Source organism: Nocardia sp. NPDC056564 (assembly GCF_042793755.1).
Lineage (GTDB): Bacteria > Actinomycetota > Actinomycetes > Mycobacteriales > Mycobacteriaceae > Nocardia.
This window is the reverse complement of the sequence record NZ_JBHTUR010000005.1, coordinates 1-26,021: the sequence shown is the minus strand read 5'-3', so window position 1 is coordinate 26,021 and position 26,021 is coordinate 1. Positions and strand designations below refer to the sequence as shown.

Below are 26,021 nucleotides of genomic sequence, written 5' to 3'. Positions count from 1 at the left end.
ACCAAATAGCTGAAGATTATCCAGAGGAGCAGACGATGCACTTCGGTGGAGTGACGCTGATGGTGGACGACGTGCATGCGGCGGCGGCGTTCTATGAAACGGCATTCGGGCTGGGGACGGTGTTCGCGGACCCGGACGGCACGTTCGTGGTCCTCGGGCGGGGCGTGTGGACGCCGGGCCCCTCGGCGCCGAGCCTCACCATCGAACACTGGAAAAAGATCGAGGACTTCGCGGAACCAGGCCCCGCCAACGCTTTTCGGGTATTCCTCGAGACCGCCGACGTCGACGACGCCTACCGCAGCGCGCTGGCGGCAGGCGCGCATAGCGCGCTGGCCCCGACGACACGCCCGTGGGGACAACGAGTCGCCGTCATCCGCGACCCCAACGGCGTGATCGTCGAGATCGGGGCGCCCGTCGAATACGCCTGAGCGCCAACGCTCCCGGGCCGGAATCTCTACCGAAGGAAGTAGCAGTGCTGCGTCGAACAATGATCGTCATCGCGGCGGTGACCGCCACCATCCCGCTGATCCTCGGCAACGCGTCCGCCGACCCGCTGCCGGTCCCCTATTCGTTGGCCGCCATGGTCTCCGCGAGCGTGACCACCGCACCGCCCGGCGCGCCACCGGGAGCGAACAACTGGGACTGCGTTCCTTCGGCGGCGCATCCGCGACCGGTCGTGCTGGTGCACGGCCTCAGCGGCAACGGCGAAAACAGTTGGCAGACCTTCGCTCCCCTGCTCGCCAACGAAGGTTATTGCGTCTTCGCGCTGACCTACGGCGTGTATCCGACGGATCGTGGAATCGCGGCGGGCATCGGCGGTCGCGCGCCGATCGACGAATCCAGTTCGGAACTGGAGCAATTCGTCGATCGAGTGCGCGCGGCGACCGGAACCGAGCGCGTAGACTTGCTCAGCTGGTCCGAGGGCACGCTGGTCAGCGCCGGATACCTCCAGTTCCGCGGCGGGGCAACGGCCGTCGGCCAGTCGATCAACCTGGCGCCGATCTGGAACGGCACCGCCATCACCGACCCATTGGATTCACCGCTATCGATCCTGGGCGTCCCCGGCGACGTTTATCAGGCACTGGACCCCACCTGCGCCGCCTGCGCGGATCTGCGCACCGGATCCGACTTCATCGATCGGCTCCAGGCCAGCGGCGTCTACGCGCCGAATGTGCACTACACCAACATCGTCACCACCACCGATATCCAGGTCCAGCCCTACACCAGCGGTGTGCGCCCGGCCCCGAACGCGACGAACATTGTCCTGCAAGACATCTGCCCGGTGAACCGAGCCGGCCATCTCTCCGTCTCGGTCGACCCCACCGTCACCGCGCTCGCCCTGCACGCCCTCGACCCCGGCACGCCCCGCCAAATCCCGTGCGCTCCTTCGCAAGCGCCACCCGGCGTCTGATCGCGCCGTTTCCCGGCGTCACCCACCGCGCGGTCCTTACAGTCGAAGGCAGGGTTCCCTCGACGCACGCGGAGGACGCCGATGATCGAGACCGCGGTCCTCATGATCGACCTCCAGAACACCTACATCGCCGACGACGGCGTCCGCGATGCCCTCGGCTGGCCCCCGATCTGGCGCCTCCACGAGGTGGTCGGCGAATGCGCCGCCCTGGCCGCGCGGGCGCGGCGCCGCGACTTCCCGGTCATCTACTCCCGCATGGTCGCGGCCCAGACCGGTCTGGTCGGCATCGGACCGCGCCCGCGTCGCCACTTCCAGCACCGCAGGCACCTGCTCCCGGAACTGTCCGGCGAATACCAGGCGTGGAAGGCCCAGATCATGGACGCCGTCGCGCCCGAGCAGGGCGACCTGGTCCTGGCCAAGACCCGGCACAGCTTCTTCGCCTACACCGAGCTGGAGCCGCTGCTGCGCAACCTCGGCGTGCACCGCCTGGTCGTCGCGGGCCTGCAAACCAATGTCTGCGTCGAGGCGACCGTGCGCGCTGCCCTGGAGCGCAATTTCGAGGTCGCCGTGCCGGAGGACGCGGTCACCACCGACGGGCCCGCACTGCACTACGGCTCGCTGAACGCCATGCGCGTCCTCTACGTGGAGGTGGCCCCGTGGCGCGAGCTGCTCGCCCCGGACGCACCGTGGGACCGCGCCTACACCACCCGTGATTACGGACGCGACCCCGAGTATTGGCGCGGACCCGCGGTGTAGCCCGAGAACTGTGTCCGGAAACACTGCGGGGGCCTCAGCGGATAGCTGAAGCCCCTGCCGTCGTGCCGACCGGTGTCCGAGCGATTTCCTCTGGGCCCCGGCCTCGATACATGAGGCTTTCACACTTCCGGCCGTTCGGCGCACCGAGCGAGGCCGCGAACGGTGAGGATGCGCGCCCGTGCAGCTGTACTGGCAACGAACCGACCTGCCTGCACCGGAAACGCCGTCCGAAAGCCGTTCGCAGATAACGAAATAGCAACGCCGCCGGCGAAACGTGCCCAAACTGTTCCGCTCGTCGTCACCTGCCGCGCACCGAGAATTCGCCGCCGGGCCGCCGCCCGGCAACGGTCCGCCCGCTACCGCCCGGTTGGCCCTCGGATAACCTGGCCCGATGTTCTTGGCCCAGATCGTCGCCGCTCGCGTCCCGAGCCGGATGCTGTCCGTGTTCGTGCGGAACGCGGAGTTGCTGAAATTCCTGACCGTCGGAGCGATCGCCTTCGTCACCACCATGGTGCTCTTCTTCGGGTTGAAATGGACTGTCCTGGAAGGCAAGCCGGTCACCGCGAACGTGGTCGCGGTGTTGATCGCGACCGTGGTCTCCTACGTGCTGAACCGCGAGTGGGCGTTCACCGCGCGCGGCGGACGTGAGCGCCGTCACGAAGCGGCGCTGTTCTTCCTGGTGGCGAGCATCGGCATGGTGATCAACCAGCTGCCGCTGGCCGTGTCGAGCTACCTTTTCCAGCTGCGCACCCCGCACGTCTCGGTGGTGGTGGAGAACATCGCCGACTTCGTCAGCGCGACCATCATCGGCACGCTGCTGGCCACCGTCTTCCGCTGGTGGGCGATGCGCAAGTTCGTCTTCCCCGATCCCGTGCGGCCCGCCCTGGAACACGACGAACCGGTCTCCGGAACGCGAGCCTGACCATGCTGGTCACCATCCCGCGGGGAACGGTGACGCTCTCGGATCGGCGCACCAGCACCAGCTGGACGGTCGAGGTCGCGCCCTTCCGGATGGCCGCGGTCCCGGTCACCCAGGAGCAGTACGAGCAGGTCACCGGCCAGCTGCTGGGCAGCGTCCGCGGCGACCGGCTTCCGGTCGACAGCGTCTCGTGGTGGGACACCCTGCGGTTCTGCAATGCCCTCTCGGCCCGGCAGGGCCTGACGCCCGCGTATCGGCTCGACGACGAGAACGCCGAGTGGGACGTCGACGCCGACGGCTACCGGCTCCCCACCGAGGCCGAATGGGAGCACGCGTGCCGCGCGGGCAGCACCGGACCGCGGTACGGCGAGCTCGACGAGATCGCCTGGTACCGGGGCAATTCGGACGAGCATATGCACGAGGTCGGCGGCAAGCGCCCCAATGCCTGGGGCCTGTACGACATGCTCGGCAACACCTGGGACTGGTGCTGGGACATCTACGATGCCGAAATCTACGGCTCCTACCGGGTATTGCGCGGTGGCGGCTGGTTCGACGAGCACTGGAGCTGCCGCGCCTCGGTGCGCAGGCGCAGTCACCCGACGCTGCGCCTGGACGACGTCGGATTCCGGCTCGCGCGTTCCTGATTCCGCGCGAACCTCGGACTTCGGTTGCAGCCGAATAGCTTTCGGCAGGCCGCTGGTCCGGTATGGTTACGATCAGCCGGTGTGGCATCGGCCGTGGTCACCGCAGCGACGCGGAGTGACACTGTCTCGATAGTGGATTCGCCCCTGCCGCAGGACGTGATGCACGATGCGAAGTACCAGCGACGTCGTGGTATTGACCGATCACAGCTCTACCGAAGGCAGTTCGGGCCAGCTGGCCCGCGCCGTCGAACTGGTCACCGGCGCCGCGCCGCTCATTCTCGACGCGCGAGATTTCTACGACGGCGGCGAGGGAACCGTGCGCCCCGGCGGTCGGCTCGTGCTCCCGGCCGCGGCGCTCGATGTGCGGCCGTCCGTGCTCATCGTCTACGAGATACCGCCGGCCGATCGGTGTCGATTCACGCGTTTCCAAGCGGACGTGGCCCGCAGCGGCATTCCCTGCCTCGGCGCCGACGCGCGGGCGTGGCGCCGAGCCACCGACAAGCGGCACACGGTCGAGTGCTTCCGCGCCGCAGGCATTCCCCAGGCGGACTCGCTCGCCCTGGATCGCCCGACCCTGGCCGCCGCGCTGACCGCCTTCGACCGACTCGGACGCAACGTGTGGACCCGGCCGGCCGTCGGCTTCGGCGGACACGACGTCTTCCACGTCACCACCGCGGCGCAACTGCACGCGGCGTGCGAGCACTACCGGCGGATCGGCAGCGGCTGGCTGCTCTCCCGCGACGCGCACAACTTCGACGAGCACGGCCGACGCCATCAGTACCGCGTAGTCGTGCTCGGCGAGCGGGTGTTGCGGGTGTGCGAACACGTGCAGCACGACCCGGACGCCCCCGGTAACGAGTCGAGGGGCGCGATCTCGACCGTGCTCGCACCCGACGCACTCCCTCAGCACCTCCGCGAGCTCGCGGTGCAGGCGACAGCATCGGTCGGGCTACCGTTCGGCGGCGTGGATCTGGTGCCCGAACGCGGCGGCGCGGTGTTCGAGGTGAATGTGCATCCCGTGCTCGACGTTCCGCAGGGATTCGAAACGGTGACCGTTCCGTTCGTGCTCGCGCACCTCACCGATGCCGCCGCGCACGGGCCGGCGCGGCCCGAATCCTTGCGCCCACACCGCTGATCGGACATACCAGACAGGTTCTTCCGTACGCTCCACGAAATCAACGGCGCCGCACATACTGTCCGGTACAGGCATGGCTATCACCCAGACAACGCGCCAGTGGCAGCTCGATCAGGTGCCACATCGACCCCGAAGCGAGCGTATTCATGGTCATCTTCGCTGTGCACGACGCCCTCCTCGCGCAGATCGGCAATCCGACCCCGGAAGCGCCGCCGGTCTCGGACAAGATCTTGCAGATGGTCCGCTACCTCACCTGGCTGGTGCTGTTGTCCGGGGTCTGCGGAATCACCTATGCCGGTGGACGGTTCGCCTGGGAGAAGTGGCAGGGCGGTCCGCTGGACTCGCCGAAGATGATCGCCGGGGCGATGATCGGCGGGGTGGTCGCCACCAGCGCGGGCACGATCATGAACGCGGTGGTCGGCTGAGCGGGGCGACTCCGTCGCGCCGGACCATCGCGGAACGATGCCTTCCGCGATTGCTGAGATGATCGACGCATGTTGGAGACCTCCGCGCGACTGCTCCGGCTGCTGTCGCTGCTGCAACTGCGTCGTGATTGGACCGGGCCCGCGCTGGCCGAACGCCTCGGGGTGTCGACCCGCACCATCCGCACCGATATCGAGCGACTGCGGACACTCGGTTACCCGGTGCACGCCACCCCCGGCGTGGCGGGCGGCTATCGGCTCGGCGCGGGCTCCGCGTTGCCGCCGCTGCTGCTCGATGACGACGAGGCGGTCGCGGTCGCGGTCGGGCTGGCCACCGCGGCCAACGGCGCGGTCACCGGGATCGAGGAGACCTCGGTGCGGGCGCTGGTGAAGTTGCAGCAGGTGCTGCCGTCGCGGCTGCGTAATCGGGTGCAGGCGTTGACTTCCGCGACCGTGCACGTGCCCGGCGTGGGCAGGCCGACGGTCGACGCCGCGGTGCTCACCGCCGTCGCGGGCGCGATCCGGGCGAGCGAGCGATTGCGATTCGACTACGAATCCCATTCCGGCACACCGTCTCGCCGCGATGTGCAGCCACATCGGCTGGTGCACTGGCGCGGTCACTGGTATCTGGCGGCCTGGGATCCCGGGCCCGGCGATTGGCGCACGTTCCGGGTGGATCGGATCACCCCGAAGACGCCGAACGGTCCGCGGTTCACCCCGCGTGCGGTGCCGGAGGCGGAGATCGCCGAGCGGGTGCAGCGCGGGGTCGGCGCGGCGACCTGGCGTTATCGTGCGACGGTACGGATGGCCGCGCCGGCCGAGGCGATCCGGGCGCGGCTGCCCGCGGCGGTGACGGTCGAGCCGGACGGGCCGGAACACTGTGTGGTGCAGGCCGGTTCGGACTCGCCGCGACTGCTCACGTACTACCTGGCCCTGGCCGACGTCGAGTTCGACGTGCTGGACGCCCCCGAACTGGCCGACCAGCTGCTGGCGACCGCCGAGCGATTCCGCAGGGCGGCCGGTCACCGAGGATAACTCCGGCGCAGCATAATTCGCCGAAAAAGCGATACCCGGCCGGACCGGCGGAATATGCCGAGCGCGGCCGGGGGATCACCGTCGTAATTTCCGGTCAGGGCTGGTTGGCACCCGCGATGCCACCGATGATTCCGCCGATGATGCAGCCGGGGATGGCCCCGATAATGGCGAAGATCAAGCCGATCAAGAACCCGATCGCGCAGCCGATCAACACCCCGGCCACGGTGGTGCCCGCGTCACCGATGAACTGCGGCGCACCCGGCTCCGGGCTCGCCGCGCCGACCGGCGTCAACGTCAACGTGGTTGCGGCGGCGTTCACTTCCGGCGCGACCTGTACCTGCTGACCGGACACCGACCGCAGGGTGGTCGGCACGGTCGCGACCACGGCCCCGTCCGGTGCCAGCACGGAGACGCCCTGATCGGGCGTCAGCACGAAGGTGCCGGAGGCCAGCGTGAGCGTCGCGCTCGAGTGGTCGGGCGCGACCGCCGCCGTGTAGGCGACGCCGTGATCGATGCCGTTGAACGCGGCGTCGGCCACTTCGGCCTGACCGTGCGCGGTGGCGGCGGCGACGCCCGTGGCGGCAATGGTGAGAACCGCGGTTGCCACAAACTTCCTGATATTCATAAGGCTTTCCAATCATCTAACCGATTCGATCGGCGTTTCCCTGGAAACGGCCATGGAACACCATCGATCATGCGCTCCACACAAGAGCATTGTCGAGCGAATTCGGCAGATCGAATTGCCTTGCAAGATCAGGTAATTCGAAACTCCCCCGATAATTGGGGGGTTGATTTCCGGGCTATTCCAATTCTCCTTCGGTCTCCAAGTAGACCTGACGCAACCGATCCAGCGTCGCCTGCTCCGGATGCTCCCACAGGTCCCGCTCGGCGGCCTCCAGCAGCCGCTCGGCAATGCCGTGCAGCGCCCACGGGTTGGACTGCGCCATGAACTTGCGGTTCACCTCGTCGAAAACGTAGCTCTCCGCGAGCTTCTCGTACATCCAGTCGGCGACCACATTGGTGGTGGCGTCGTAGCCGAACAGATAGTCGACAGTCGCGGCCATCTCGAACGCGCCCTTGTAGCCGTGCCTGCGCATGGCCTCCAGCCAGCGCGGGTTCACCACGCGGGCGCGGAAGACCCGGGAGGTCTCCTCGGACAGCGTGCGGGTGCGCACCGCGTCCGGCCGGGTGCTGTCGCCGATGTAGGCCTCGGGGTTCTTGCCGGTGAGCGCGCGCACGGTGGCGACCATGCCGCCGTGGAACTGGAAGTAGTCGTCGGAGTCGGCGATGTCGTGTTCGCGGGTGTCGGTGTTCTTGGCCGCCACGGCGATTCGGCGATAGGCGGTGCGCATGTCGTCGGCGGCGGGTGCGCCGTCCAGGTCGCGCCCGTAGGCGTAGCCGCCCCAGGTGGTGTAGACCTGCGCGAGGTCGTCGTCGGTGCGCCAGCTCTTGGAATCGATGAGCTGCAGCAGGCCCGCGCCGTAGGTGCCCGGCTTGGAGCCGAAGATGCGGGTGGTGGCGCGGCGGGCGTCACCGTGCTCGGCCAGGTCCGCCTCGGCATGCGCGCGAACGTAATTCGACTCGGCGGGCTCGTCGAGTTCGGCGACCATCCGCACCGCGTCGTCGAGCAGGGCGAGCACGTGCGGGAAGGCGTCGCGGAAGAAGCCGCTGATGCGGACCGTGACATCGATACGCGGACGGGCCAATTCGTCGAGCGAGATCACCTCGAGCGTGGTTACCCGGCGGCTCGCCTCGTCCCACACCGGCCGGACGCCCAGCAGCGCAAGGACTTCGGCGATATCGTCGCCGGAGGTGCGCATCGCCGAGGTGCCCCACACCGACAGCCCCACCGAGCGCGGGTACTCGCCGTGATCGGCCAGATAACGCTCCAGCAGCGAATCCGCCATCGCCTGACCGGTTTCCCAGGCCAGGCGCGAGGGGACGGCCTTCGGGTCGACCGAATAGAAGTTGCGGCCGGTCGGCAGGACGTTGATCAGGCCGCGCAGCGGCGAACCGCTGGGACCCGCCGGAATGAAGCCGCCGTTGAGCGCGTGCAGCACCCGGTCGACCTCGACGGTGGTCTGACGCAGGCGCGGGACGACTTCGGTTGCGGCGAAACGGAGTACGGCCCGCACCGCGGCCAGCCGCGGGTCGGTGGTCAGGACCGCGCCCGCGTCGGTGTGCGCGGCAGCGGGCGATTGCGCGGCGGGCCGATCGGCCGTGGTGGCGAGGAGCGAGTCCGCGAACTCGTCGACGAGTCGATCGACCGCCTCCGCCGACCAGTCGGCCGCCTGCAGAGCGGCGACGAGTCCGCGCGCCTGGCTCTCCACGACGTCGACGCGACCGCGGACCTCGGTGCCGGACTCGTCCAGCCCCAGCGCTTCGCGGAGACCGGGCACGTTGCGCTCGCCGCCCCACAGTTGACGGGCGCGCAGCATGGCCAGCACCAGGTCGACCTCGCTCTCCCCGGCCGGCGCCTGGCCGAGGATGTGCAGACCGTCGCGGATCTGCACGTCCTTGATCTCGCACAGCCAACCGTCGACGTGCAGCAGCATGTCGTCGAACACGTCCTCGTCCGGGCGTTCGGCCAGGCCGAGGTCGTGGTCCATCTTGGCCGCGCGCATCAGCGTCCAGATCTGCTGACGGATGGCGGGCAGCTTGGCCGGGTCGAGGGTGGAGATGTTCGCGTGCTCGTCGAGCAGCTGCTCCAATCGCGAGATGTCGCCGTAGCTTTCGGCGCGGGCCATCGGCGGGATCAGGTGATCGACCAGGGTGGCATGGGCGCGGCGCTTGGCCTGGGTGCCCTCGCCCGGGTCGTTGACCAGGAACGGGTAGATCAGCGGGAGATCGCCCAGGGCCGCGTCGGTGCCGCAGGAGGCGGACATGCCGAGCGTCTTGCCCGGCAGCCACTCCAGGTTGCCGTGCTTGCCGAGGTGCACTATCGCGTCGGCACCGAAACCGTCGAGGGCGCTCTGCTCACCCGCCCCGCCGGCTCCGCCGTCCGCCCGCCCCGAGAGCCATCGGTAAGCGGCCAGGTAATGGTGGCTGGGCGGCAGATCCGGATCGTGGTAGATCGCGACCGGGTTCTCGCCGAAGCCGCGGGGCGGCTGCACCATCAGCACGACATTGCCGAAACGCAATGCGGCGATGACGATCTCGCCCTTCGGGTCGGCGGAGCGGTCCACGTAGAGCTCGCCGGGCGGCGGACCCCAGGCCTCGACGATGGCCTCGCGCAGGTCCTCGGGCAGGGTGTCGAACCACGCGGTGTAGGCCGCCGCGCTGATTCGGATCGGGTTGCCCGCCAGCTGTTCCGCGGTCAGCCAGTCCGGATCCTGGCCGCCTGCGGCGATGAGCGCGTGGATGAGCGCGTCGCCGTCCTGCTCGTCCAGGCCGGGGATCTCGCCGGGCGCGCCGAGGTCGTAACCGGCGGCGCGCATTTCGGTGAGCAGGCGGATCGCGCTGGCGGGCGTGTCGAGGCCGACCGCGTTGCCGATGCGGGCATGCTTGGTCGGGTAGGCCGACAGCATCAGCACCACGCGCTTGCGGGCGGCGGGGATGTGGCGCAACCGGGCGTAGCGCGTGGCGATGCCCGCCACCCTGGCCGCGCGCTCGGCATCCGGGACGTAGGTGGACAGACCGTCGGCGTCGAACTCCTTGAAGGAGAACGGAACCGTGATGATCCGGCCGTCGAACTCGGGGACCGCGACCTGGGTGGCGACGTCGAGCGGGGACAGCCCGTCGTCGTTGGCGGCCCACTGGGCGCGGCCGCTGGTCAGGCAGAGGCCTTGCAGGATGGGCACATCCAGGTCGGCGAGCGCGCCGACGTCCCAGGCCTCGTCCTCGCCGCCGGCCGAGGCGGTGGCGGGCTTGGTGCCGCCCGCGGCGAGCACGGTCACCACCAGGGTGTCGGCTTGGCGCAGTGTCGCAAGCAGTTCCGGCTCGGCGGTGCGCAGCGAGGCGCAGTACAGCGGCAGGGCGCGTGCGCCCGCGGCTTCGATCGCGCGGCAGAGGGCGTCGATGTAGCCGGTGTTCCCGGCGAGATGCTGTGCGCGGTAGTAGATCACCGCGACGGTGGGCTGGTCGGCGCTCGGCTCGGCCGAATCTCGTTCCAGCACACCCCAGCTCGGCAGCTGCACCGGCGGCTCGAAGCCGTGTCCGGTCAGCAGGACCGTGTCGGAGAGGAAGTTGTGCAGCTGGCGCAGGTTTTCCGCGCCACCGGCGGCCAGGTAGTTGTGGGCGTCGGCGGCGACACCGCCGGGCACGGTCGAGCATTCCATCAGCTCGGCGTCCGGCGCGATCTCGCCGCCGAGCGCGACCATCGGGATGCCGCTGGCCCGGATCGCGTCGAGGCCGTCTTCCCAGGCGCGCTTGCCGCCGAGGATGCGCACGATCACCAGATCGGCGCCGTCGAGCAGCGCGGGCAGGTCGTCCACGAGCAGTCGAGCGGGGTTGCCCCACCGGTACTCGGCGCCACTCGCGCGGGCGCTCAGCAGATCGGTGTCGGACGTGGACAGCAGCAGAATCACAGGTGACGGCCTTCCTCGGGTTACGCGCCCATCGGGGTTGCTGCTCGGCTACCGGGGTCGGCAGCCAGCGGCGCCGGCGGGTGGGTAAAACCCAGAGGGTCTGGCTTTTTACAGTGGCGCGACCGCACCGGACTTCCACCGGTTTCCTCGTCGCCCGCCGAGCATGCAGATGCTACCTGCCGAGCCGCGGGGTTCGGTTCAGGCGGTCGCCGCGCGGGCCGCGAGGAAGTCGTCCACGATGCGGGCGCAGTCGGCGGGGGTGGCGTGCTCGATGCCGACCAGTTTGGCGAAGACGATCGGGCCGACGAGTTGGGTGAGCGCGAGTTCGAGGTCGAATTCACCGAGCTGGGCGCGGACTTCGGGGGTGTCGAGCAGCTCGTCGAAGGGTTGGCGGTACTGCTGGAGCAGCCGATGCCGCAGCGACGAGAGGGCGGGACCGCTGTCGCCGTGCTCGGTGCCGGTGGCCAGCCAGGCGAGGGTGGACAGTTGCAGCGGCGCCTCGTTCACGACTTCGGCCTGCCTGCTGAGCAATTCGACCAGGCGGTCGCGCAGCGGCCCGGCCGGCGGCGCGTCGATGACCGGCGGCAGCAGGCGCTCCAGGGTGGCGGCGCGCAGGTGCATGGCGTTGTCGAAGTGCCGGTACAGCGTGGTCTTGGCGACCTTGGACGCGCGAGTCACCGCCTCGATGGTGACCGCCTCGACGCCACCCGATTTCAGCAACGCGGCCGCGGCGTCGAGCAGCCGGGCGCGCGAACGCACCTTGCGCGGGTCGACGTCATCTGTCGGGGTCATGGGTCGAAGCATTCCTGTTCCGCCGGGGCTATCGCCACTCACCAGACTTATGCTACTGATAGTAGCGTAGCGATACTGGCAGTCCTGTTTCGTCTGGAGGGTTCGATGGATTCCGAGCGGTTGTCCGCGGCCCAGCGGTGGATGTTGGGACTCTCCTGTTCGGCGGTGGCGTTGGTGGTCGCGTCGATGGCGGCGTTGTACACGGCGCTGCCGGAGATCGCGACGGCTACCGGGGCGTCGCAGCAGCAGCTGACCTGGATCGTGGACGGGTACACGTTGGCGTTGGCCTGCCTGGTGTTGCCCGCGGGGGCGCTCGGCGATCGGTATGGGCGGCGGGTGGTGCTGGTCGTCGGGCTGTTCGTGTTCGCGGTGGCTTCGGCGGCACCGCTGGTTTTCGACAGTCCGGTCTGGCTGATCGGCTCACGGGCGGTCGCCGGGGTGGGTGCGGCGTTGGTGATGCCGTCGACGTTGTCGTTGCTGACCGCCGGCTTTCCGGAGTCGCGCCGGGGCAATGCGGTCGGGTTGTGGGCCGGGGTCGCGGGCGCGGGGGCGGTGCTCGGGATTGTCGGATCGGGGTTGCTGCTCGAGCGTTGGTCGTGGGTGTCGATCTTTCTCGCCATGGCGGTGGCCGGGGTGGTGCTGATGATCGCGGGGTGCACGATTCCCGAATCGGTGGATCAGGAGCGGCCCGCGCTGGATCTGTGGGGCGCGGTGACGTCGGCGGCGGCGGTCGGGCTGATCGTGGTGGCGGCGATCGAAGCGCCCGCGCGGGGATGGCTGGATGCGCTGGTCATCGCGCTGTTCGTCGGCGGCGTGCTGGCCGCGGCGGTGTTCACCGTGATCGAATTGCGGGTCGCGCAGCCGCTTTTGGATGTCCGGCTGTTCGCCAGGCGTGGCTTCGCGGCGGGGACGCTGTCGGTGACCGTCCAATTCCTGGTCACCTTCGGGGTTTTCCTGCTGCTGGTGCAGTTCTTGCAGTTGATTCTTGGGTATCGGCCGTTGGTGTCGGCGTTGGCGATGGCGCCGATGGTTGTTCCGCTGGTGGCGATTTCGGCGGTCGCGCCGTGGGTGGCCGAGCGGGTCGGGTTGCGGTTGCCGACGTTCGCCGGGCTGGTCGTGCTCGGGGTCGGATTGATCGCGGTGTCTCGGATGACCGTGGACAGTGGATATCTGGATCTGCTGTGGCCGCTACTGGTGATGAGCACCGGGCTCGGATTGTGTACCGCCCCGGCGACCGCCGCCATCATCGCGGGGACGCCGGTCGAAAAGCATGGTGTCGCCGCGGCGGTCAACGATGCCGCTCGGGAGATCGGGGCCGCGATCGGGATCGCGGTGGCGGGCAGCATTCTTGCCGCGGGGTACACCGATCGGATCGCGCCCGCGCTGCCCCGGTTGCCCGAGGCGGCCCGTGGGCCGGTGTCCGACTCGCTCGCCGCGGCACTGCAAGTCGCCGATCGGGTGGGGCCGCAGGCGCAGCCGCTGGTCGAATTCGCCAAGGGGGCGTTCGTGCACGGTGCGCAGCAGTCCTGCCTTGCGCTCGGTTACGTGGCGTTCGGTGCGGCTGTGCTCGTCGGGATTTGGGCGCCGGGGCGGTCGCGGACCGCGGCGGATTCCGGTCCGGCGCCGGAACCGGTGTCGGCGGGCGTGACCGGCGAGCGCTGAACCGACCGGCACGGCGAATTCGGTTCGGTTGCGCGGCAACCGGTTCAGCTGCGGTCGGGCTCCGGGATGTACGAATGAAGTCGCGCCGGCGCGGGTGCCGACGCGACTCCGGCCGGATCAGGTCAGGTCGGCGTTTCCGTCGATGACCTTCAGGTGGTAGTGGAACTTGTTGACCCGCCAGCCATTCGGGGTTCGCTCGGCGCCGATGTCGTAGCTGCCGACGAACGTGCGGGTCTTGCCGTTGGTCGCGGAGTTCTTGACGTGCACGGCGATCGCGTCCGCGTGCACAGCGGCCGTGTCGCCGGCCAGGTCGATCAGCTGGTTTCCGGACTGATGGTGGACTCCGTCGAGCTCGCCGAGCCCGACCTTCCAGTCCTCGACGATGTCGGTGGCGTCGCGTACGCCGACCGGGCCGCCGAATCCACCGTCGAAGTCGACCTTCGGCGTGAACACCGCGTCGACCAGGTCCTGCCAGCGGCCTTGATCGGTGTAGACGAACATCCGGGTGACCACGTCGACGATCGCGAGCCGATCCGTCAGGGTAGAGATTTCAGACACACGTCCGACATTAGCGATCGTCCCGCACCCGCACACCTCCTTATTTCCCGCACACCGGATCGCCGCACTGACACGCGTGCGGATGTCAGAAGGTGTGCGGTTGTGGGTGTTCCGCACAACCGTTCGGAGGCGCGGTGGCGTGCGGGTCCGCTGCAGGTGGATTTGCCCCTGAGCGAACGCCCACAATGCCGAGGGTCACCGCCGCGATGGCGACGCAAACTGTACGAAGCGTGTTGATGACGCAGGCGGCAACGTGCGTCAAGACCACGCTCGGTACGTCGAGCCGGCATCCTCTGTGAAGGCGCGGCGCATGGGCTGGTTGGCGCGTTGTGCTCAGGGCGCGGGTGATTGCGCCGGTCAGCTGCACTCCGGACTGAATCCCGGGCTCGGAGCACTGTTCTGGTCGCTGAGTCGGCGGGCGTCGGTGGGTCGGCGGGCGGGTGGTCGGTTGGTCGGTGGCCGGTGGCCGGTGGCCGGTGGCCGGTGGCCGGTGGAAGGGGTCCGTACCCTGGGCGGGCTCGGTGGGGTACGTACGCTGGTTGGACTATGACTCGACGTGTTCCGGATTCTTGCCCCGGCGTGCTGCGGCTGCACGAGGCGGCCGATGGGCCGCTGGCTAGGATAAGGGTGCCGGGCGGGCGAGTGGAGCCGGGGCAGTTGGCGGTGCTGGCGGAGGCGGCGCGGGAGCTCGGGGACGGGAACATCGAGCTGACGTCGCGCGGGAACGTTCAGTTGCGGCAGGTGCGGGACGCGGGTGCGTTGACGGGGCGGCTCGAGGCGGCGGGGTTGTTGCCGAGCCACACGCATGAGCGGGTGCGCAATATCGTCGCTTCGCCGCTGTCCGGGCGGATCGGTGGTACGGCGGACGTGCACGGGCTCGTCCCGGTGCTCGATGCCGGACTGCTCGCCGCGCCTCGCCTGGCCGGATTGCCCGGACGCGTGCTGTTCACGCTGGACGACGGACGCGGGGACATCAGCGGCCTCGGCGGCGATATCGGCGTACATGCCACCGGGACAGGCGAATTCGCGCTGATCCTGGCCGGGCGGGATTCCGGGATCCGGATCTCGGCGAGCGATGCGGTGGACGTCATGCTCGCCGCCGCGCACGGGTTCCTGGAGCTGCGCGGTGACGAGGCCGGCCGGTGGCGGCTGCACGAAATCGAGGACGGTGCCGATCGGGTCGCCGCATCGCTCGGCCTCGACCGGGGCGCCGATCGCGTGGAACTCGTTGCGGCCCAAGATATTCCGATCGGCTGGCTGGATCAGGACAACGGCTTGGTCAGCCTGGGCGCCGGTGTGCGCCTCGGCTCGCTCCCCGCCCGCACCGCCGAATTCATCGCCGCCGTCGAACGTCCCGTCTTCATCACCCCGTGGCGCAGCCTCGTCCTCCCCGACCTGGACGAATGGACCGCCGAACAGGTAGTCCGCGTACTGGCCCCCATGGACCTCATCTTCGACGCCGACTCCCCCTGGCTCCAGGTGAGCGCCTGCGCGGGCCGCCCGGGTTGCGCGAAATCCCACACCGACGTCCGCGCCGACCTCACCGCCGCCGTCGAGTCCGGCCGGGTCCTGCCGCCCGTCCCCAATCCCCCTTCATACCAAGGCATCCCACCCCTCCCCGCCACCGAGATCACCGTCCCCGGCCGCCAGCACTGGTCCGGCTGCGACCGCCGCTGCGGCCGGCCCCACACCCCCGTCACCGACGTCACAGCCACCGAATCCGGCTACCAGCAGTCCTCGACCTAGACCACTCGACCGTCGGCCCCGGCAACATCGCGATCACCGGCGCCTGATACGACCGTGCTCTGCTCGATCAGGCGGACTGCTGCAACCACTTGCCGTATTTGGCTCGCAACACCACGAAGCACGGAGGCCGCGACCGCACCGGGGCGCGTCACCGCGCCTACTGCCGCCGTTAGTCTCCAGTGTCGCTGGGATCGTCGCCGATTGCCCGGCGAGCACGGCCGCGCCCGCACCGGCACCCGCGACTACCAGTCCTCGACATGGTGGCCGTCGCCAGCCGGACTGTCAGGCAACCTATTCGGTGCATCAGCACACCCGGCATCGGCGCACTGGAGTTCGAGGCTTCGACGACCCGAGCCACCGCCATCGTCGGCGTGCACGTCGGCAGACCCGACACCGAAGACCCGATCAGCGTCGGCCTGGACGTGGCTACCACCTCGACGTATAACCGGTCCCCGAGACCGAGAGGTCGGCGTGGCAAGCAACTCCCCGCCGCCTCGGACGCCGAGCGTGCGCGAGAGCTCATCGCGATTCAGCTGCCCTCCGGTCTGGCCGAGGATCTCGGTACCCAGCCGGTCCGTCGGCCTTCATAGTCGACGGCACATGGTGGCGGCGACGCCCGGCAGCGGGCCGCGACCATGTGCCGTCGGCGGGAAACGCTCCGCACCACCGTGCGTTTCCATGATCAACGGGACTTGGTGGCGGAGTTGGCGGAGTGTCGCCGCCACCATGTCCCGTCGGGGAGCGGTTGCTACTCGTGGATTTCCAGGGTGCAGCACTTGACGCTGCCGCCGGCCTTGAGGAGTTCGGACATGTCGATGCCGATGGGGTTGTAGTCGCGGGCGCGGAGCTCTGCGGACAGGGCGGTGGCCTTATCGCTGAGGAAGACGTTCAGGCCGTCGGAGACGCCGTTCAATCCGAGGACCTCGGCGTCGGCGTCGGTGGCGACGATGGCGTCGGGGTAGAGCTCGGTGAGCACCGCCTGGCTGGCGGGGCTGAAGGCGGGCGGGAAGTAGGCGATGGTGGTCGGGTCGAGGGGCAGCAGAACGGTGTCGAGGTGGTAGAAGCGCGGGTCGACCAGCTCCAGCGACACCACCTCGCGGGAAAAGTGTTGCGCCACTTCCTGATGCGCGGCGGGCGAGCTACGGAAGCCCATGCCGGCCAGCATCCGGTCGCCGACCAGGAGGAAGTCGCCTTCGCCCTCGTTGACCTCCTGAGCGTCGACCAGTCCGGCGAGACCCTGCTGGGCGAACCAGCTGTGGTAGGCCGGGCCCTCGGCGGCCCGCTCGACGTGGGTGAACCGGGCCGACATCGCGCGATCACCGACGATGAGGCCACCGTTGGCCGCGAACACCATGTCGGGCAGGCCGGGGACGCCGGGCACCACGTCGACCTTGTGCCCGTACTCCTCGTAGGTCGCGCGCAGGGTTTCCCACTGCGCCAGGGCGCGGGCGGGGTCGACCGGTGCGTCCGGATCCATCCACGGATTGATGCAGTAGGTGACGTCGAAGTAGTCCGGACGGCACATGACGAACCGTCGCGGCGACGGCTTACGGGTGGTGGACTCGGCGCGGAGGGTGGCTACGGAGGTCAACGTGTCTCCCGGTGGGTCGGCGCGAACTTGCGGCTCACACGACCGTAATTCGCCTACTATTGCGCCCGGAACAACGAATCGTTGCGCATTTCGGCCCCGCAACATCGAATCATTGCGTAGTAGGGAAGCAGGTGTGACGTGGACGACATCGACCGGCGGATTCTGGAGCACCTGCTCAGACAGGCACGGGCCTCGTTCCAGGAAATCGGCAGCGCGGTCGGCCTCACCGCACCCGCGGTGAAGCGGCGCGTCGACAAGATGGTCGCGAGCAAGCAGATCACCGGTTTCACCGCACTGGTGAACCCGGCCGCGATGGGCTGGAAGACCGAGGCGTACGTCGAGGTGTACTACCGCGACAACATCTCCCCCGCCGAACTGCGCCGCACGCTGGAACCGATCCCGCAGATCGTCGGCGTGTGGACCATCGCCGGCGAGGCCGACGCCCTGGTGCACGTCATGGCCACCGACATGGCCGAGATCGAGGTCACCGTCGAACGCATCCGGGAGAACGTCCGCGTCGGCCGCACCCGCAGCTCGATCGTCATGTCCCGCATCCTCGAACGCCCCCGCACCTGATCGCCGCCGCAAACGCGAACCGGATCCTCCGGCGACCCGCGCCGACCTGGCCGGGAACCGACCTCTTAGGGTGGAGCGCATGTCCGACGTGCGTACCAGCTACCTCACCGACGGGGCCGAGATCTATCGGCGCTCGTTCGCGATGATCCGCGCCGAGGCGAATCTCAGCCGGTTTCCGCCGGACGTGGCGCAGGTGGTGGTGCGGATGATCCACGGTTGCGGTCAGGTGGATCTGGCCGAGGACGTGGCGTTTTCGCCGGGTGTGGTGGCGGCGGCGCGGGCCGCGTTGCGGTCGGGGGCGCCGATTCTGTGTGATGCGAACATGGTCGCGTCCGGGGTGACGCGTAAGCGATTGCCCGCCGACAATCCGGTGCTCTGCACGCTCACCGATCCGCGGGTGCCGGAACTCGCTGCGACGCTGGGCAATACGCGGTCCGCGGCGGCGCTCGAGCTGTGGCGGGAGCAGCTCGACGGCGCCGTCGTCGCCATCGGGAACGCGCCGACCGCGCTGTTCCATCTGCTCGACCTGATCGACGCGGGCGCCCCGCGCCCCGCTGCCATTCTCGGCATCCCGGTCGGCTTCATCGGCGCGGCGGAGTCGAAGGACGCGCTGATCGATTTCGGCGGCATCGAGTACCTGACCGTTCGCGGCCGACGGGGCGGCAGCGCGATCACCGCCTCGGCGCTGAATGCGATTGCGAGCGAACAGGAATGACGGATGGGACGCAGCCGGTGCGCGGTGACGGCACGGCCATCGCGGCTTCCGGCGACTCGGAGCGCGGCCCGCTGACCACGGACGCCCCGGGGAAGTTGTGGGGCGTCGGGCTCGGTCCCGGCGATCCGGAGCTGGTGACCGTGAAGGCGGCGCGGGTGATCGGCGCGGCCGACGTGATCGCGTTCCACAGCGCGCGGCACGGGCGGAGTATCTCCAAAGCTATTGCGGCGCCGTATATGCGGGCCGGGCAGTTGGAGGAGCATCTGGTCTATCCGGTGACCACCGAGACCACCGATCATCCCGGCGGCTATCAGGGTGCGATCGATGAGTTCTACGAGCAGGCCGCGGAGCGGCTGGCCGGACATCTGGCGGCGGGCCGCTCGGTTGCCCTGCTCGCCGCGGGCGACCCGTTGTTCTACAGCTCCTACATGCACATGCACCGGCGGCTGGCCGACCGGTTCGAGGCGGAGATCATTCCGGGCATCACCTCGGTGAGCGCGGCGTCGGCGGCGCTCGGCACCCCGCTGGTCGAGGGCGAGCAGGTGCTGACCATCCTGCCCGGCACCATGCCCGTCGACGAGCTGACCCGTCGGCTCCGCGACACCGAGGCCGCCGCCGTCATGAAGCTCGGCCGCACCTACCCGGGTGTGCGCCAGGCTCTTTCGGATTCCGGCCGGCTCGACGACGCCTATTACATCGAACGCGCCAGCAGCACGCGGCAACGCGTCCTGCGCGCCGCCGACGTCGACGACGCGGACGTCCCGTACTTCTCCATCACGCTCGTCCCCGGCCCGACCCCGACCACCCCACTCCCCCGCGCCGAAGCAGAACCCGCTGCGGCACATCAGGACTCGAAGACCCACGAATCCGGCTCAGCGGCCAGACGGCGCGCCACACGGCCGGAAAGCGGTGCTGCTCCAGTGCTTGGAACCGCCGAAGGCACACAGGGCATTCCGACCGGTGAGGTCGTCGTCGTCGGCCTCGGCCCCGGCGCGGCCGAGTGGACGACCACCGAGGTGCACGAAGCACTCGCTGGCGCAACGGATCTCGTCGGTTACACGACCTATTTGAACCGAGTGCCCGAACGTCCCGGCCAGCGCAGGCACGCCAGCGACAATCGGGTCGAGTCGGAGCGCGCCGCCATGGCACTGGACCTGGCCGCGCGCGGCGCACGGGTCGTGGTGGTGTCGTCGGGTGATCCGGGCGTGTTCGCTATGGCGGCGGCGGTGCTCGAGGAGGCCGCCGATCCCCAGTGGCGCGACGTGCCGGTGCGGGTGCTGCCGGGCATGACCGCGGCCAACGCGGTGGCCAGCCGGGTCGGCGCCCCGCTGGGGCACGACTACGCGATGATCTCCCTGTCGGATCGCCTGAAACCGTGGGAGGTTGTCGCCCAACGTCTTTCCGCCGTGGCGGCGGCCGACATGGCGATCGCCGTCTACAACCCCGCCTCCTCGCAGCGCACCTGGCAGGTCGGCGCCATGCGCGATCTGCTGCTCGAGCATCGCAAGCCGGACACGCCCGTGGTGCTCGGCCGGGACGTCGGCGGCCCGGCGGAGTCCGTGCGCGTGATGCAGCTCGGCGAGCTCGACCCGGCCGAGGTGGACATGCGCACCCTGCTGATCATCGGCGCGTCCACCACCGCGGCGCAGGAAACCGACCAGGGGGTCCGCGTTTACACCTCGCGACGCTACGCCCGCACCGGCGACGCGCCCGCGCTGGACGCGTAGGATCTCCTGACGCACTGACGATAGGAGGGATCTTGGCCGCGACACTGTCGGAGCTGACGCTGCGCGCCCGAGCCCTGGAGGCCCGAGCCACCGCCGGCGAACAGGCACTCGACGAACAGGGTGACGTCCTCAGCGAACTCGCGGCTCTCACCAGGAAAACGCTCGACGGCATCGACCGGATCGAGGAGCGGACCGAGAAGATCGAGGAAGACCTCGTCGAACTGCGCCTGGGTCAGGCGCGCTTGGAAGAGGGCATGGCGCTGGTGCTGGCCCGTCTCGACCAGCTGGCCGGAAAGTAGGCCGGCCGCCGATCCGGCGCACGTTCGTATAACATTCCATTATGGAAGGTTGAAGGCGAAGGGAGCAGTCGGTTGACGAACACCGCGACCAGCCGCAAGCCGTTGAACTCCACGGCCGCGTCGCTGCTCGGATTTCTGCACGAGGGACCGATGTCCGGCTGGGATCTGGTGGCCAAGGCGCAGGAACGCATCGGAGACTTCTGGACCATCACCCAGAGCCAGGTCTACCGCGAGCTCGCCTCGATGGACGCGGCCGGCCTGGTCGAAAAGGGCGCACCGGGCGCCCGCGAGCGCACGCCCTACCTGATCACCGATGCGGGACGAGAAGTGTTCCTGGAGTGGATCGCTCGCGACCCCGGCGGCGAGAACATCCGGTTCCCGCTGCTGTTGACCCTCTCCTTCGGCGACCATCTCGATCGCCCGCATCTGGATCGAATCATCGCCGCCAACCGGGAGATCCACCAGACGCGACTCAGCAAGTACCTGGACGAGGACCCGACCGACCTGCCCGCGTTCGCCCGCGCCACCCTGGATTTCGGCATCGGATACGAACGCGCGGTGCTCGATTGGTTCGATCGCCTGCCCGAGCTACTCGGCCGCTGACCGCAGCCAATCCCACACCTGTGCAACACTTTCCATGGTCGCCGCGGCTACGGGAAGCGGGGGACGGTCGATCATGACAACGGGCAGTCCGGCCTGGCGGGCGGCGGCCAGCTTGGCATCGGTGTGCTCGCCGCCGCTGTCCTTCGTGACGAGGACATCGATGCGGCGGTCGGCCAACCGCCGGACCTCGTCCTCGATGGTGAAAGGCCCACGGGCGAGCAGCAATTCGTGTTGCGGCGGGAGTGCGCCCGCCGGCGGATCGATCGCGCGGATCAGAAACCACTGACGGGTCGATCCGGCGAAAGCGGCGACACCCTGCCTGCCGATGGTCAGGAAGACCCGATCCCCCAGTTGCTCAACGGTCTTCGCCGCGGCGGCAAGATCGGGCACCCGAATCCACCGATCGCCGGGTTGCGCCGACCAGCCGGGCCGCCGCAGGTGCACGAGCGGCAAGCGCAGATCCCCCGCTGCCGCAGCGGCATTCGCGCTGATGCTGGCCGCGAACGGGTGGGTGGCATCGACCACGGACTCGATACCGTTGTCCGACAGCCATTTCCGCAGGCCTTCGACCCCGCCGAAACCGCCGACGCGCACCGCGCCGGCCGGCAGCAGGGGGTCACGAACGCGACCGGCGAGCGAGGAGACGATGTCGAATCCTTGCTCGCCGGAGGCGATGGCGGCCAGTTCCCTGGCTTCCCGGGTGCCGCCCAGAATCAGGGTTTTCAGGGCTGACCGCTGAAGTAGGCGATGCCCGCGTTCAGCAGCGACGGTCCGCCCGCGACGGCCAGGCCGATGATCGCGCCGAGCACGGCACCGGGCAGGATACCGACGCCGAAGAACAGGATTCCGACCGCGGCGCCGATCAGTCCGCCGACGAGCGCGCCGAGCGAGGCCCGCTGCAACTCGGCGAAGAACCAGTCCTGCGCGCCGATGAACTCGGCGGCGACCGGCGCGTTCGCGTTCGGCGCGACCTTCGGGGTCAGCGTCAGCTGCTTGGCGTCGTCGGCGATGGCGGCGGCGATCTCCACCTGCTCGCCCTTGACCGGCTGGGTCAGCGGAATGCTGGTGACGGTCTGGCCCGCGGCGTTGGTCAGGGTGACCGACTGCTTGTCGGCGGCCAGGCTGAACGCACCGCCGGTGACGCTGGTGACGACGGACTTGCCCGCGTCGGCCAGCTGCAACGCGTAGCTGACACCCTGGTCATCGCCCTTGACGGACGGGACGGCGGCGGTCTGGTCCTGCACGGCGGGCGGCGTGGGCGCGGCATACGCGGTGCCCGCGCTGACTCCGGTGGCGGCGATGGCCAAAAGTGCGGTAGCGGCGAACTTCTTGTATTTCATCTATCTCCCCATCAGGAACCGGATCTCCGATCATGACCGGAACTCGGCCCCGACCCTACCCGCTGGAGTGAACCCGTTTCATTCGTGGACCTCATTACGTGGGTTCGCACTGTGCGGTTTCACAACCGACCATTGCGCGACGGGCAATTGCGGGCGCCAGGTCGTGAAGGATCCCAGCGGCTCCGCGCGATAGATCTGAAACTTCCGCAAGGTGCCTCCGTGCGCGGCCGCCCAGCCGAGCAGCAGTGATTCCGATTCCGCGGTCACCGCGTTCACCACGAGCCGGCCGCCTTGTCGCAGCTGTGACCAGCATGTCTCGAACAGGCCAGGCTGGGTGAGTCCGCCGCCGATGAAGATGGCGTCAGGAGCGGAGGACTCGGCGGGGTGCTGCCATGCCGCGGTTTGCCGCAGTTCGGCGGCGGCCTCGCCGCGTACGACGAGGTTCGGGACGCCGAGGGCGGCCGCGTTGTCGGTGATCTGCTTCCGCCGGTGTTCCATGCGTTCGAAAGTGATTGCGCGGCAGGTGGGATGGGTGCGGCACCATTCGATCGCGATGCTGCCCGAGCCGCCACCGACATCCCAGAGGAGTTCGCCGGGGGCGGGGGCCAGAGCGGACAGGGTCAGGGCGCGGACCTCGTTCTTGGTGAGTTGTCCGTCGCCGGTGAACAGTTCGTCGGGCAGGCCCGGCAGTCGGGACGCTCGAATGCGGTCCGGATCGGCGACGCATTCGATTGCCACGATGTTCAACGGATCGCCGGGCGGCCGCTGCCACCGTTCGGCAATGCCCGCCTCGACGTGTTCCGCCGGGCCGCCGAGTTGCTCCAGCACGGTCAGCGTCGAATCCCCGAACCCATTGCGCCCCAACAGCTCCGCCAGCAGGCCCGGTGTGTGCTCGTCGGCACTGAGCACCAATACCCGCCGGCCATCGACCAACTCAGGAAGCACCGTCTCCAATGCCCGACCCACCACACTGATCACCGGCGTCTCGGCGACGCCCCAGCCTAATCTGGCGCACGCCAACGAAACCGACGACGGCTGCGGTAACACCCGCAGTGCCTGCGCACCCAGCAACCGGGCCAACGTCACCCCGATCCCATAGAACATGGGATCCCCGCTCGCCAGCACACACACCCGCGCACCCGCATACCGCTCGAACAACCCAGGCAGCGCAGGCACCAAAGGCGACGGCCACACCACCCGCTCCCCCACCGAATCCTGCTCCGGCACAAGCGAAAGCTGCCGCGCAGACCCGAAAAGCACCTCCGCCTCAGCAATCGCCGCCCGCGCCGACCCCCCAAGCCCCTCCCACCCATCGGCCCCGATCCCGACCACAACAACCGGCGAACCAGACCACGAACCCGTCATCGCACCCCACCGCGCCGGGCATCCAGCATCAGGCGCCGCGCCAGCACCGCCCGGCGCGCACCTCCCCGCCCCATATGCGCCGGAACATCCACCGCCAGACCGCTTCGCACCAGATCCAGCGTCGAACGACGCGACGACACCACCCGACCCACACCTCCCAGCCCCATACTCAACGCGGTATCCACCGCCAACTCGCTTCGCTGCAAATGCGGCGTCAAGCGACGCGCCAACACCACCCGCCCCAGACCCACACGCACCGGGGCACCCGCTGCCACACGCGCTTTGCAGCGGCTCCGCTGCAACACCGCCCCGCCCGCACCTACCAGACCCACACACAGCGCGACGTCCGCCGCCAACTCGCTTTGCAGCAGATCCAGCATTAGACGACGCGACGACACCGCCCGGCGCACACGTTCCTGCCTCACACTCACCGCCAGATCGCTTCGCACCAGATCCAGCATCAAGCGACGCGGCAGCACCGTCCGGAGCGCACGTTCATGCCTCACAGTCACCGAGGCATCCGGTGCCGGATCGGTTCGCACCAGATCCAGCGTCAGGCGACGCGACGACACCGCCCGGCCTGCACCTACCAGCCCCACACTCACCGGGGCATCCGGCGCCAGATCGCTTGGGGCATCAGGCGCATCGCGAAGAACACCAGGCGCAGGATGCCGGGGGTGGTGACGACTCCGGCGCGCTTGTGCAGGCCCTTGACCACAGCGGCGGCTACCTGGTCCGGGGTGCTGGAGAAGGGGGCCGGTTCCATGCCCTCGGTCATGCGGCCGATGACGAAGCCGGTGCGCACCAGCAGAAGGTGAACGGCGGTGCCGTGCAACGCATCCGCGAGCCCGCTGGCGAAACCGTCGAGGCCTGCCTTCGCCGATCCGTAGACGTAGTTGGCCCGGCGGACGCGCACCCCCGCGACCGAGCTGAACACCACGATCTGCCCTTCCCCCTGTGCGCGAAGAAGATTCGCGAGGGTGGTGAGCACGCTGACCTGGGCTACGTAGTCGGTGTGCACCACGGCGACGGCGTGCGCCGGATCCTGTTCGGCCCGTGCCTGATCGCCGAGCACGCCGAACGCGAGCACCGCCACGCCGATCTGCCCATACTCGGACGCGATCTTCTCCAGAAAAGCCGGATGGGCGGCGATGTCGTCGGCGTCGAACTCCACGCAATGCACGGCCGTCGCGCCACCCTCGGTCAACGCCGCGACCTGCTCACTCAGGTCCCCGCTGCGCCGCGCCGCGAGAATCACCACCTGCCCCGGCGCCAGCCGTCGCACCACCTCGAGCCCGATCTCGCTGCGCCCGCCGAGCAGCAGCACCGTCCCCTCAGCAATCCCGCGCAATCCCATGCCCTAAGTCTGTCATTCCCCACCCATCCCCCCGCCACACCCCACGCCCAACGGAACCTCCCCAAGCCAACCCCGAAGTCCGACCACCACGACACCCCGTCGGCCACGCCGAAACCCACCAAACGGGACACCACCGAGCCACCCCACGCGTACGGCCACGGTGAGGTCCCACCGGACACCCTGCACTTCACCGACCGGGACATCACCGAGCCATTCTCCGAGTACGGCCCACCGTGAGGTCCCGATGACCACGCCACGCTTCAGCGAGCGGGACACCACCGCAGGACAGCGCCTGAACCCAACCCTTGCCCCTGTCACCCGGACACACCCCCATTCCCCAAGCGCAACCACCGAAAAGGCCCGTTGGCCACACCACAACCCGCCGACCGGGACACCACCCAGCCATTCCCCAAGTACGACCACCGTGAGGCCCCGTTGGCCATGATGCGATTCACCGGCCGGGACACCAGGGCGAGACTGGCATGCGTTTGCCCGCCGTCATTGCCGACTCGTTCCCGACTCGACAGGGGACACCGTGCGGGGATCACTGGCCCAGGCACGAGTTCACAGCTCGAATCGTCCGGCTGCAAGTAGCAGTAGGCATCGCGGCCGAGTCCAACTACCGCCCCTGCCAATAGGACACCACCCAGCCATCTCCCAAGTGCAGCCACCATGAGGTCCCGTTGGCCACGCCACGACCCGCCGAGCGGGAGGTCACCGAGCTAATCGCCGAGTACGGCCACCGTGAGGTCCCGATGACCACACCACGATTCAGCCAGTGGGACACCATCGCGGGACTGACACTCGTCTGCCACCACGGTGTCCCGTTCATTCCCGACTCG

At 69.0% G+C, this 26,021-nt stretch carries 25 protein-coding genes; 15 read left to right on the top strand and 10 right to left on the bottom strand.

Annotated features, from left to right (window positions below; genetic code table 11):
• Positions 1-35 precede the first annotated feature (35 nt).
• The 8 genes from ACFQ9K_RS14845 to ACFQ9K_RS14810 all read left to right on the top strand — a co-directional run bounded on the left by ACFQ9K_RS14845 (position 36) and on the right by ACFQ9K_RS14810 (position 6,322).
• Complete coding sequence (locus tag ACFQ9K_RS14845; RefSeq protein WP_378723313.1) at positions 36-428, top strand: VOC family protein; 393 nt, start codon at positions 36-38, stop codon at positions 426-428.
• Positions 429-472: 44 nt separating this feature from the next.
• Positions 473-1,411: an esterase/lipase family protein gene (locus ACFQ9K_RS14840; RefSeq protein ID WP_378723312.1), complete on the top strand. Its 939-nt coding sequence runs from the start codon at positions 473-475 to the stop codon at positions 1,409-1,411.
• Between the two features lie 81 nt (positions 1,412-1,492).
• Positions 1,493-2,167, top strand: coding sequence for a cysteine hydrolase family protein (locus ACFQ9K_RS14835; RefSeq protein ID WP_378723310.1), 675 nt, complete (start codon positions 1,493-1,495; stop codon positions 2,165-2,167).
• A 391-nt stretch (positions 2,168-2,558) separates the two neighbouring features.
• Complete coding sequence (locus tag ACFQ9K_RS14830) at positions 2,559-3,089, top strand: GtrA family protein (RefSeq protein ID WP_378723309.1); 531 nt, start codon at positions 2,559-2,561, stop codon at positions 3,087-3,089.
• 5 nt (positions 3,090-3,094) lie between these two features.
• Complete coding sequence (locus ACFQ9K_RS14825) at positions 3,095-3,730, top strand: formylglycine-generating enzyme family protein (protein ID WP_378723316.1); 636 nt, start codon at positions 3,095-3,097, stop codon at positions 3,728-3,730.
• Positions 3,731-3,896: 166 nt separating this feature from the next.
• Complete coding sequence (locus ACFQ9K_RS14820; protein ID WP_378723308.1) at positions 3,897-4,865, top strand: RimK family alpha-L-glutamate ligase; 969 nt, start codon at positions 3,897-3,899, stop codon at positions 4,863-4,865.
• A gap of 146 nt (positions 4,866-5,011) precedes the next feature.
• The gene (locus ACFQ9K_RS14815) at positions 5,012-5,290 is read left to right on the top strand and encodes a hypothetical protein (RefSeq protein ID WP_150404621.1); all 279 of its coding nucleotides are present in this window, start codon (positions 5,012-5,014) and stop codon (positions 5,288-5,290) included.
• Between the two features lie 69 nt (positions 5,291-5,359).
• Positions 5,360-6,322 (top strand): helix-turn-helix transcriptional regulator, encoded by a 963-nt coding sequence (locus tag ACFQ9K_RS14810; RefSeq protein ID WP_378723306.1) that lies wholly within the window; start codon positions 5,360-5,362, stop codon positions 6,320-6,322.
• Between the two features lie 94 nt (positions 6,323-6,416).
• Here ACFQ9K_RS14810 and ACFQ9K_RS14805 read toward each other — a convergent pair whose 3' ends face one another.
• The 3 genes from ACFQ9K_RS14805 to ACFQ9K_RS14795 form a co-directional block, all read right to left on the bottom strand.
• A complete protein-coding gene (locus ACFQ9K_RS14805) occupies positions 6,417-6,929 on the bottom strand; it encodes a hypothetical protein (RefSeq protein WP_378723304.1) in 513 nt (170 codons plus the stop codon).
• 193 nt (positions 6,930-7,122) lie between these two features.
• On the bottom strand, positions 7,123-10,848 hold the full coding sequence (gene cobN / locus ACFQ9K_RS14800) for a cobaltochelatase subunit CobN (protein WP_378723303.1): 3,726 nt from the start codon (positions 10,846-10,848) through the stop codon (positions 7,123-7,125).
• A 198-nt stretch (positions 10,849-11,046) separates the two neighbouring features.
• Entirely contained in the window at positions 11,047-11,640 is a 594-nt protein-coding gene (locus ACFQ9K_RS14795; protein WP_378723301.1) for a TetR/AcrR family transcriptional regulator, read from the bottom strand.
• Positions 11,641-11,745: 105 nt separating this feature from the next.
• On the opposite strand from ACFQ9K_RS14795, the gene ACFQ9K_RS14790 reads away from it, so the two are divergent.
• Positions 11,746-13,302 (top strand): MFS transporter, encoded by a 1,557-nt coding sequence (locus ACFQ9K_RS14790; RefSeq protein WP_378723299.1) that lies wholly within the window; start codon positions 11,746-11,748, stop codon positions 13,300-13,302.
• Between the two features lie 117 nt (positions 13,303-13,419).
• On the opposite strand, the gene ACFQ9K_RS14785 is transcribed toward ACFQ9K_RS14790, so the two are convergent.
• Positions 13,420-13,860: a nuclear transport factor 2 family protein gene (locus ACFQ9K_RS14785; RefSeq protein WP_378723296.1), complete on the bottom strand. Its 441-nt coding sequence runs from the start codon at positions 13,858-13,860 to the stop codon at positions 13,420-13,422.
• Between the two features lie 546 nt (positions 13,861-14,406).
• Between ACFQ9K_RS14785 and ACFQ9K_RS14780 the strand changes: the two genes are divergently transcribed.
• The gene (locus tag ACFQ9K_RS14780; protein ID WP_378723295.1) at positions 14,407-15,606 is read left to right on the top strand and encodes a precorrin-3B synthase; all 1,200 of its coding nucleotides are present in this window, start codon (positions 14,407-14,409) and stop codon (positions 15,604-15,606) included.
• Between the two features lie 748 nt (positions 15,607-16,354).
• On the opposite strand, the gene ddaH is transcribed toward ACFQ9K_RS14780, so the two are convergent.
• Positions 16,355-17,197: a dimethylargininase gene (ddaH, locus tag ACFQ9K_RS14775; protein WP_378725767.1), complete on the bottom strand. Its 843-nt coding sequence runs from the start codon at positions 17,195-17,197 to the stop codon at positions 16,355-16,357.
• Between the two features lie 138 nt (positions 17,198-17,335).
• Here ddaH and ACFQ9K_RS14770 point away from each other — a divergent pair, with 138 nt between their 5' ends.
• The 5 genes from ACFQ9K_RS14770 to ACFQ9K_RS14750 all read left to right on the top strand — a co-directional run bounded on the left by ACFQ9K_RS14770 (position 17,336) and on the right by ACFQ9K_RS14750 (position 21,117).
• Positions 17,336-17,773 (top strand): Lrp/AsnC family transcriptional regulator, encoded by a 438-nt coding sequence (locus ACFQ9K_RS14770; RefSeq protein WP_378725769.1) that lies wholly within the window; start codon positions 17,336-17,338, stop codon positions 17,771-17,773.
• Between the two features lie 79 nt (positions 17,774-17,852).
• Positions 17,853-18,488 (top strand): precorrin-8X methylmutase, encoded by a 636-nt coding sequence (locus ACFQ9K_RS14765; protein WP_378725771.1) that lies wholly within the window; start codon positions 17,853-17,855, stop codon positions 18,486-18,488.
• Entirely contained in the window at positions 18,485-20,215 is a 1,731-nt protein-coding gene (cobJ, locus tag ACFQ9K_RS14760) for a precorrin-3B C(17)-methyltransferase (RefSeq protein ID WP_378725773.1), read from the top strand. Before ACFQ9K_RS14765 ends, cobJ begins: the two co-directional genes overlap by 4 nt.
• 32 nt (positions 20,216-20,247) lie before the next feature.
• The gene (locus tag ACFQ9K_RS14755) at positions 20,248-20,514 is read left to right on the top strand and encodes a hypothetical protein (RefSeq protein ID WP_378725775.1); all 267 of its coding nucleotides are present in this window, start codon (positions 20,248-20,250) and stop codon (positions 20,512-20,514) included.
• 72 nt (positions 20,515-20,586) lie between these two features.
• Entirely contained in the window at positions 20,587-21,117 is a 531-nt protein-coding gene (locus tag ACFQ9K_RS14750; RefSeq protein ID WP_378725777.1) for a PadR family transcriptional regulator, read from the top strand.
• On the opposite strand, the gene ACFQ9K_RS14745 is transcribed toward ACFQ9K_RS14750, so the two are convergent.
• The 5 genes from ACFQ9K_RS14745 to ACFQ9K_RS14725 all read right to left on the bottom strand — a co-directional run bounded on the left by ACFQ9K_RS14745 (position 21,103) and on the right by ACFQ9K_RS14725 (position 25,179).
• Positions 21,103-21,843 (bottom strand): cobalt-precorrin-6A reductase, encoded by a 741-nt coding sequence (locus ACFQ9K_RS14745; protein WP_378725787.1) that lies wholly within the window; start codon positions 21,841-21,843, stop codon positions 21,103-21,105. The genes ACFQ9K_RS14750 and ACFQ9K_RS14745 overlap by 15 nt on opposite strands.
• Positions 21,840-22,457: a hypothetical protein gene (locus tag ACFQ9K_RS14740; RefSeq protein ID WP_378725779.1), complete on the bottom strand. Its 618-nt coding sequence runs from the start codon at positions 22,455-22,457 to the stop codon at positions 21,840-21,842. Before ACFQ9K_RS14740 ends, ACFQ9K_RS14745 begins: the two co-directional genes overlap by 4 nt.
• A 78-nt stretch (positions 22,458-22,535) precedes the next feature.
• On the bottom strand, positions 22,536-23,822 hold the full coding sequence (cbiE, locus tag ACFQ9K_RS14735; protein WP_378725781.1) for a precorrin-6y C5,15-methyltransferase (decarboxylating) subunit CbiE: 1,287 nt from the start codon (positions 23,820-23,822) through the stop codon (positions 22,536-22,538).
• Positions 23,819-24,427, bottom strand: coding sequence for a hypothetical protein (locus ACFQ9K_RS14730; protein WP_378725783.1), 609 nt, complete (start codon positions 24,425-24,427; stop codon positions 23,819-23,821). The genes cbiE and ACFQ9K_RS14730 overlap by 4 nt, the downstream gene beginning before the upstream one ends.
• A complete protein-coding gene (locus ACFQ9K_RS14725; RefSeq protein WP_378725785.1) occupies positions 24,424-25,179 on the bottom strand; it encodes an SDR family NAD(P)-dependent oxidoreductase in 756 nt (251 codons plus the stop codon). The genes ACFQ9K_RS14730 and ACFQ9K_RS14725 overlap by 4 nt, the downstream gene beginning before the upstream one ends.
• Positions 25,180-26,021 lie beyond the last annotated feature (842 nt).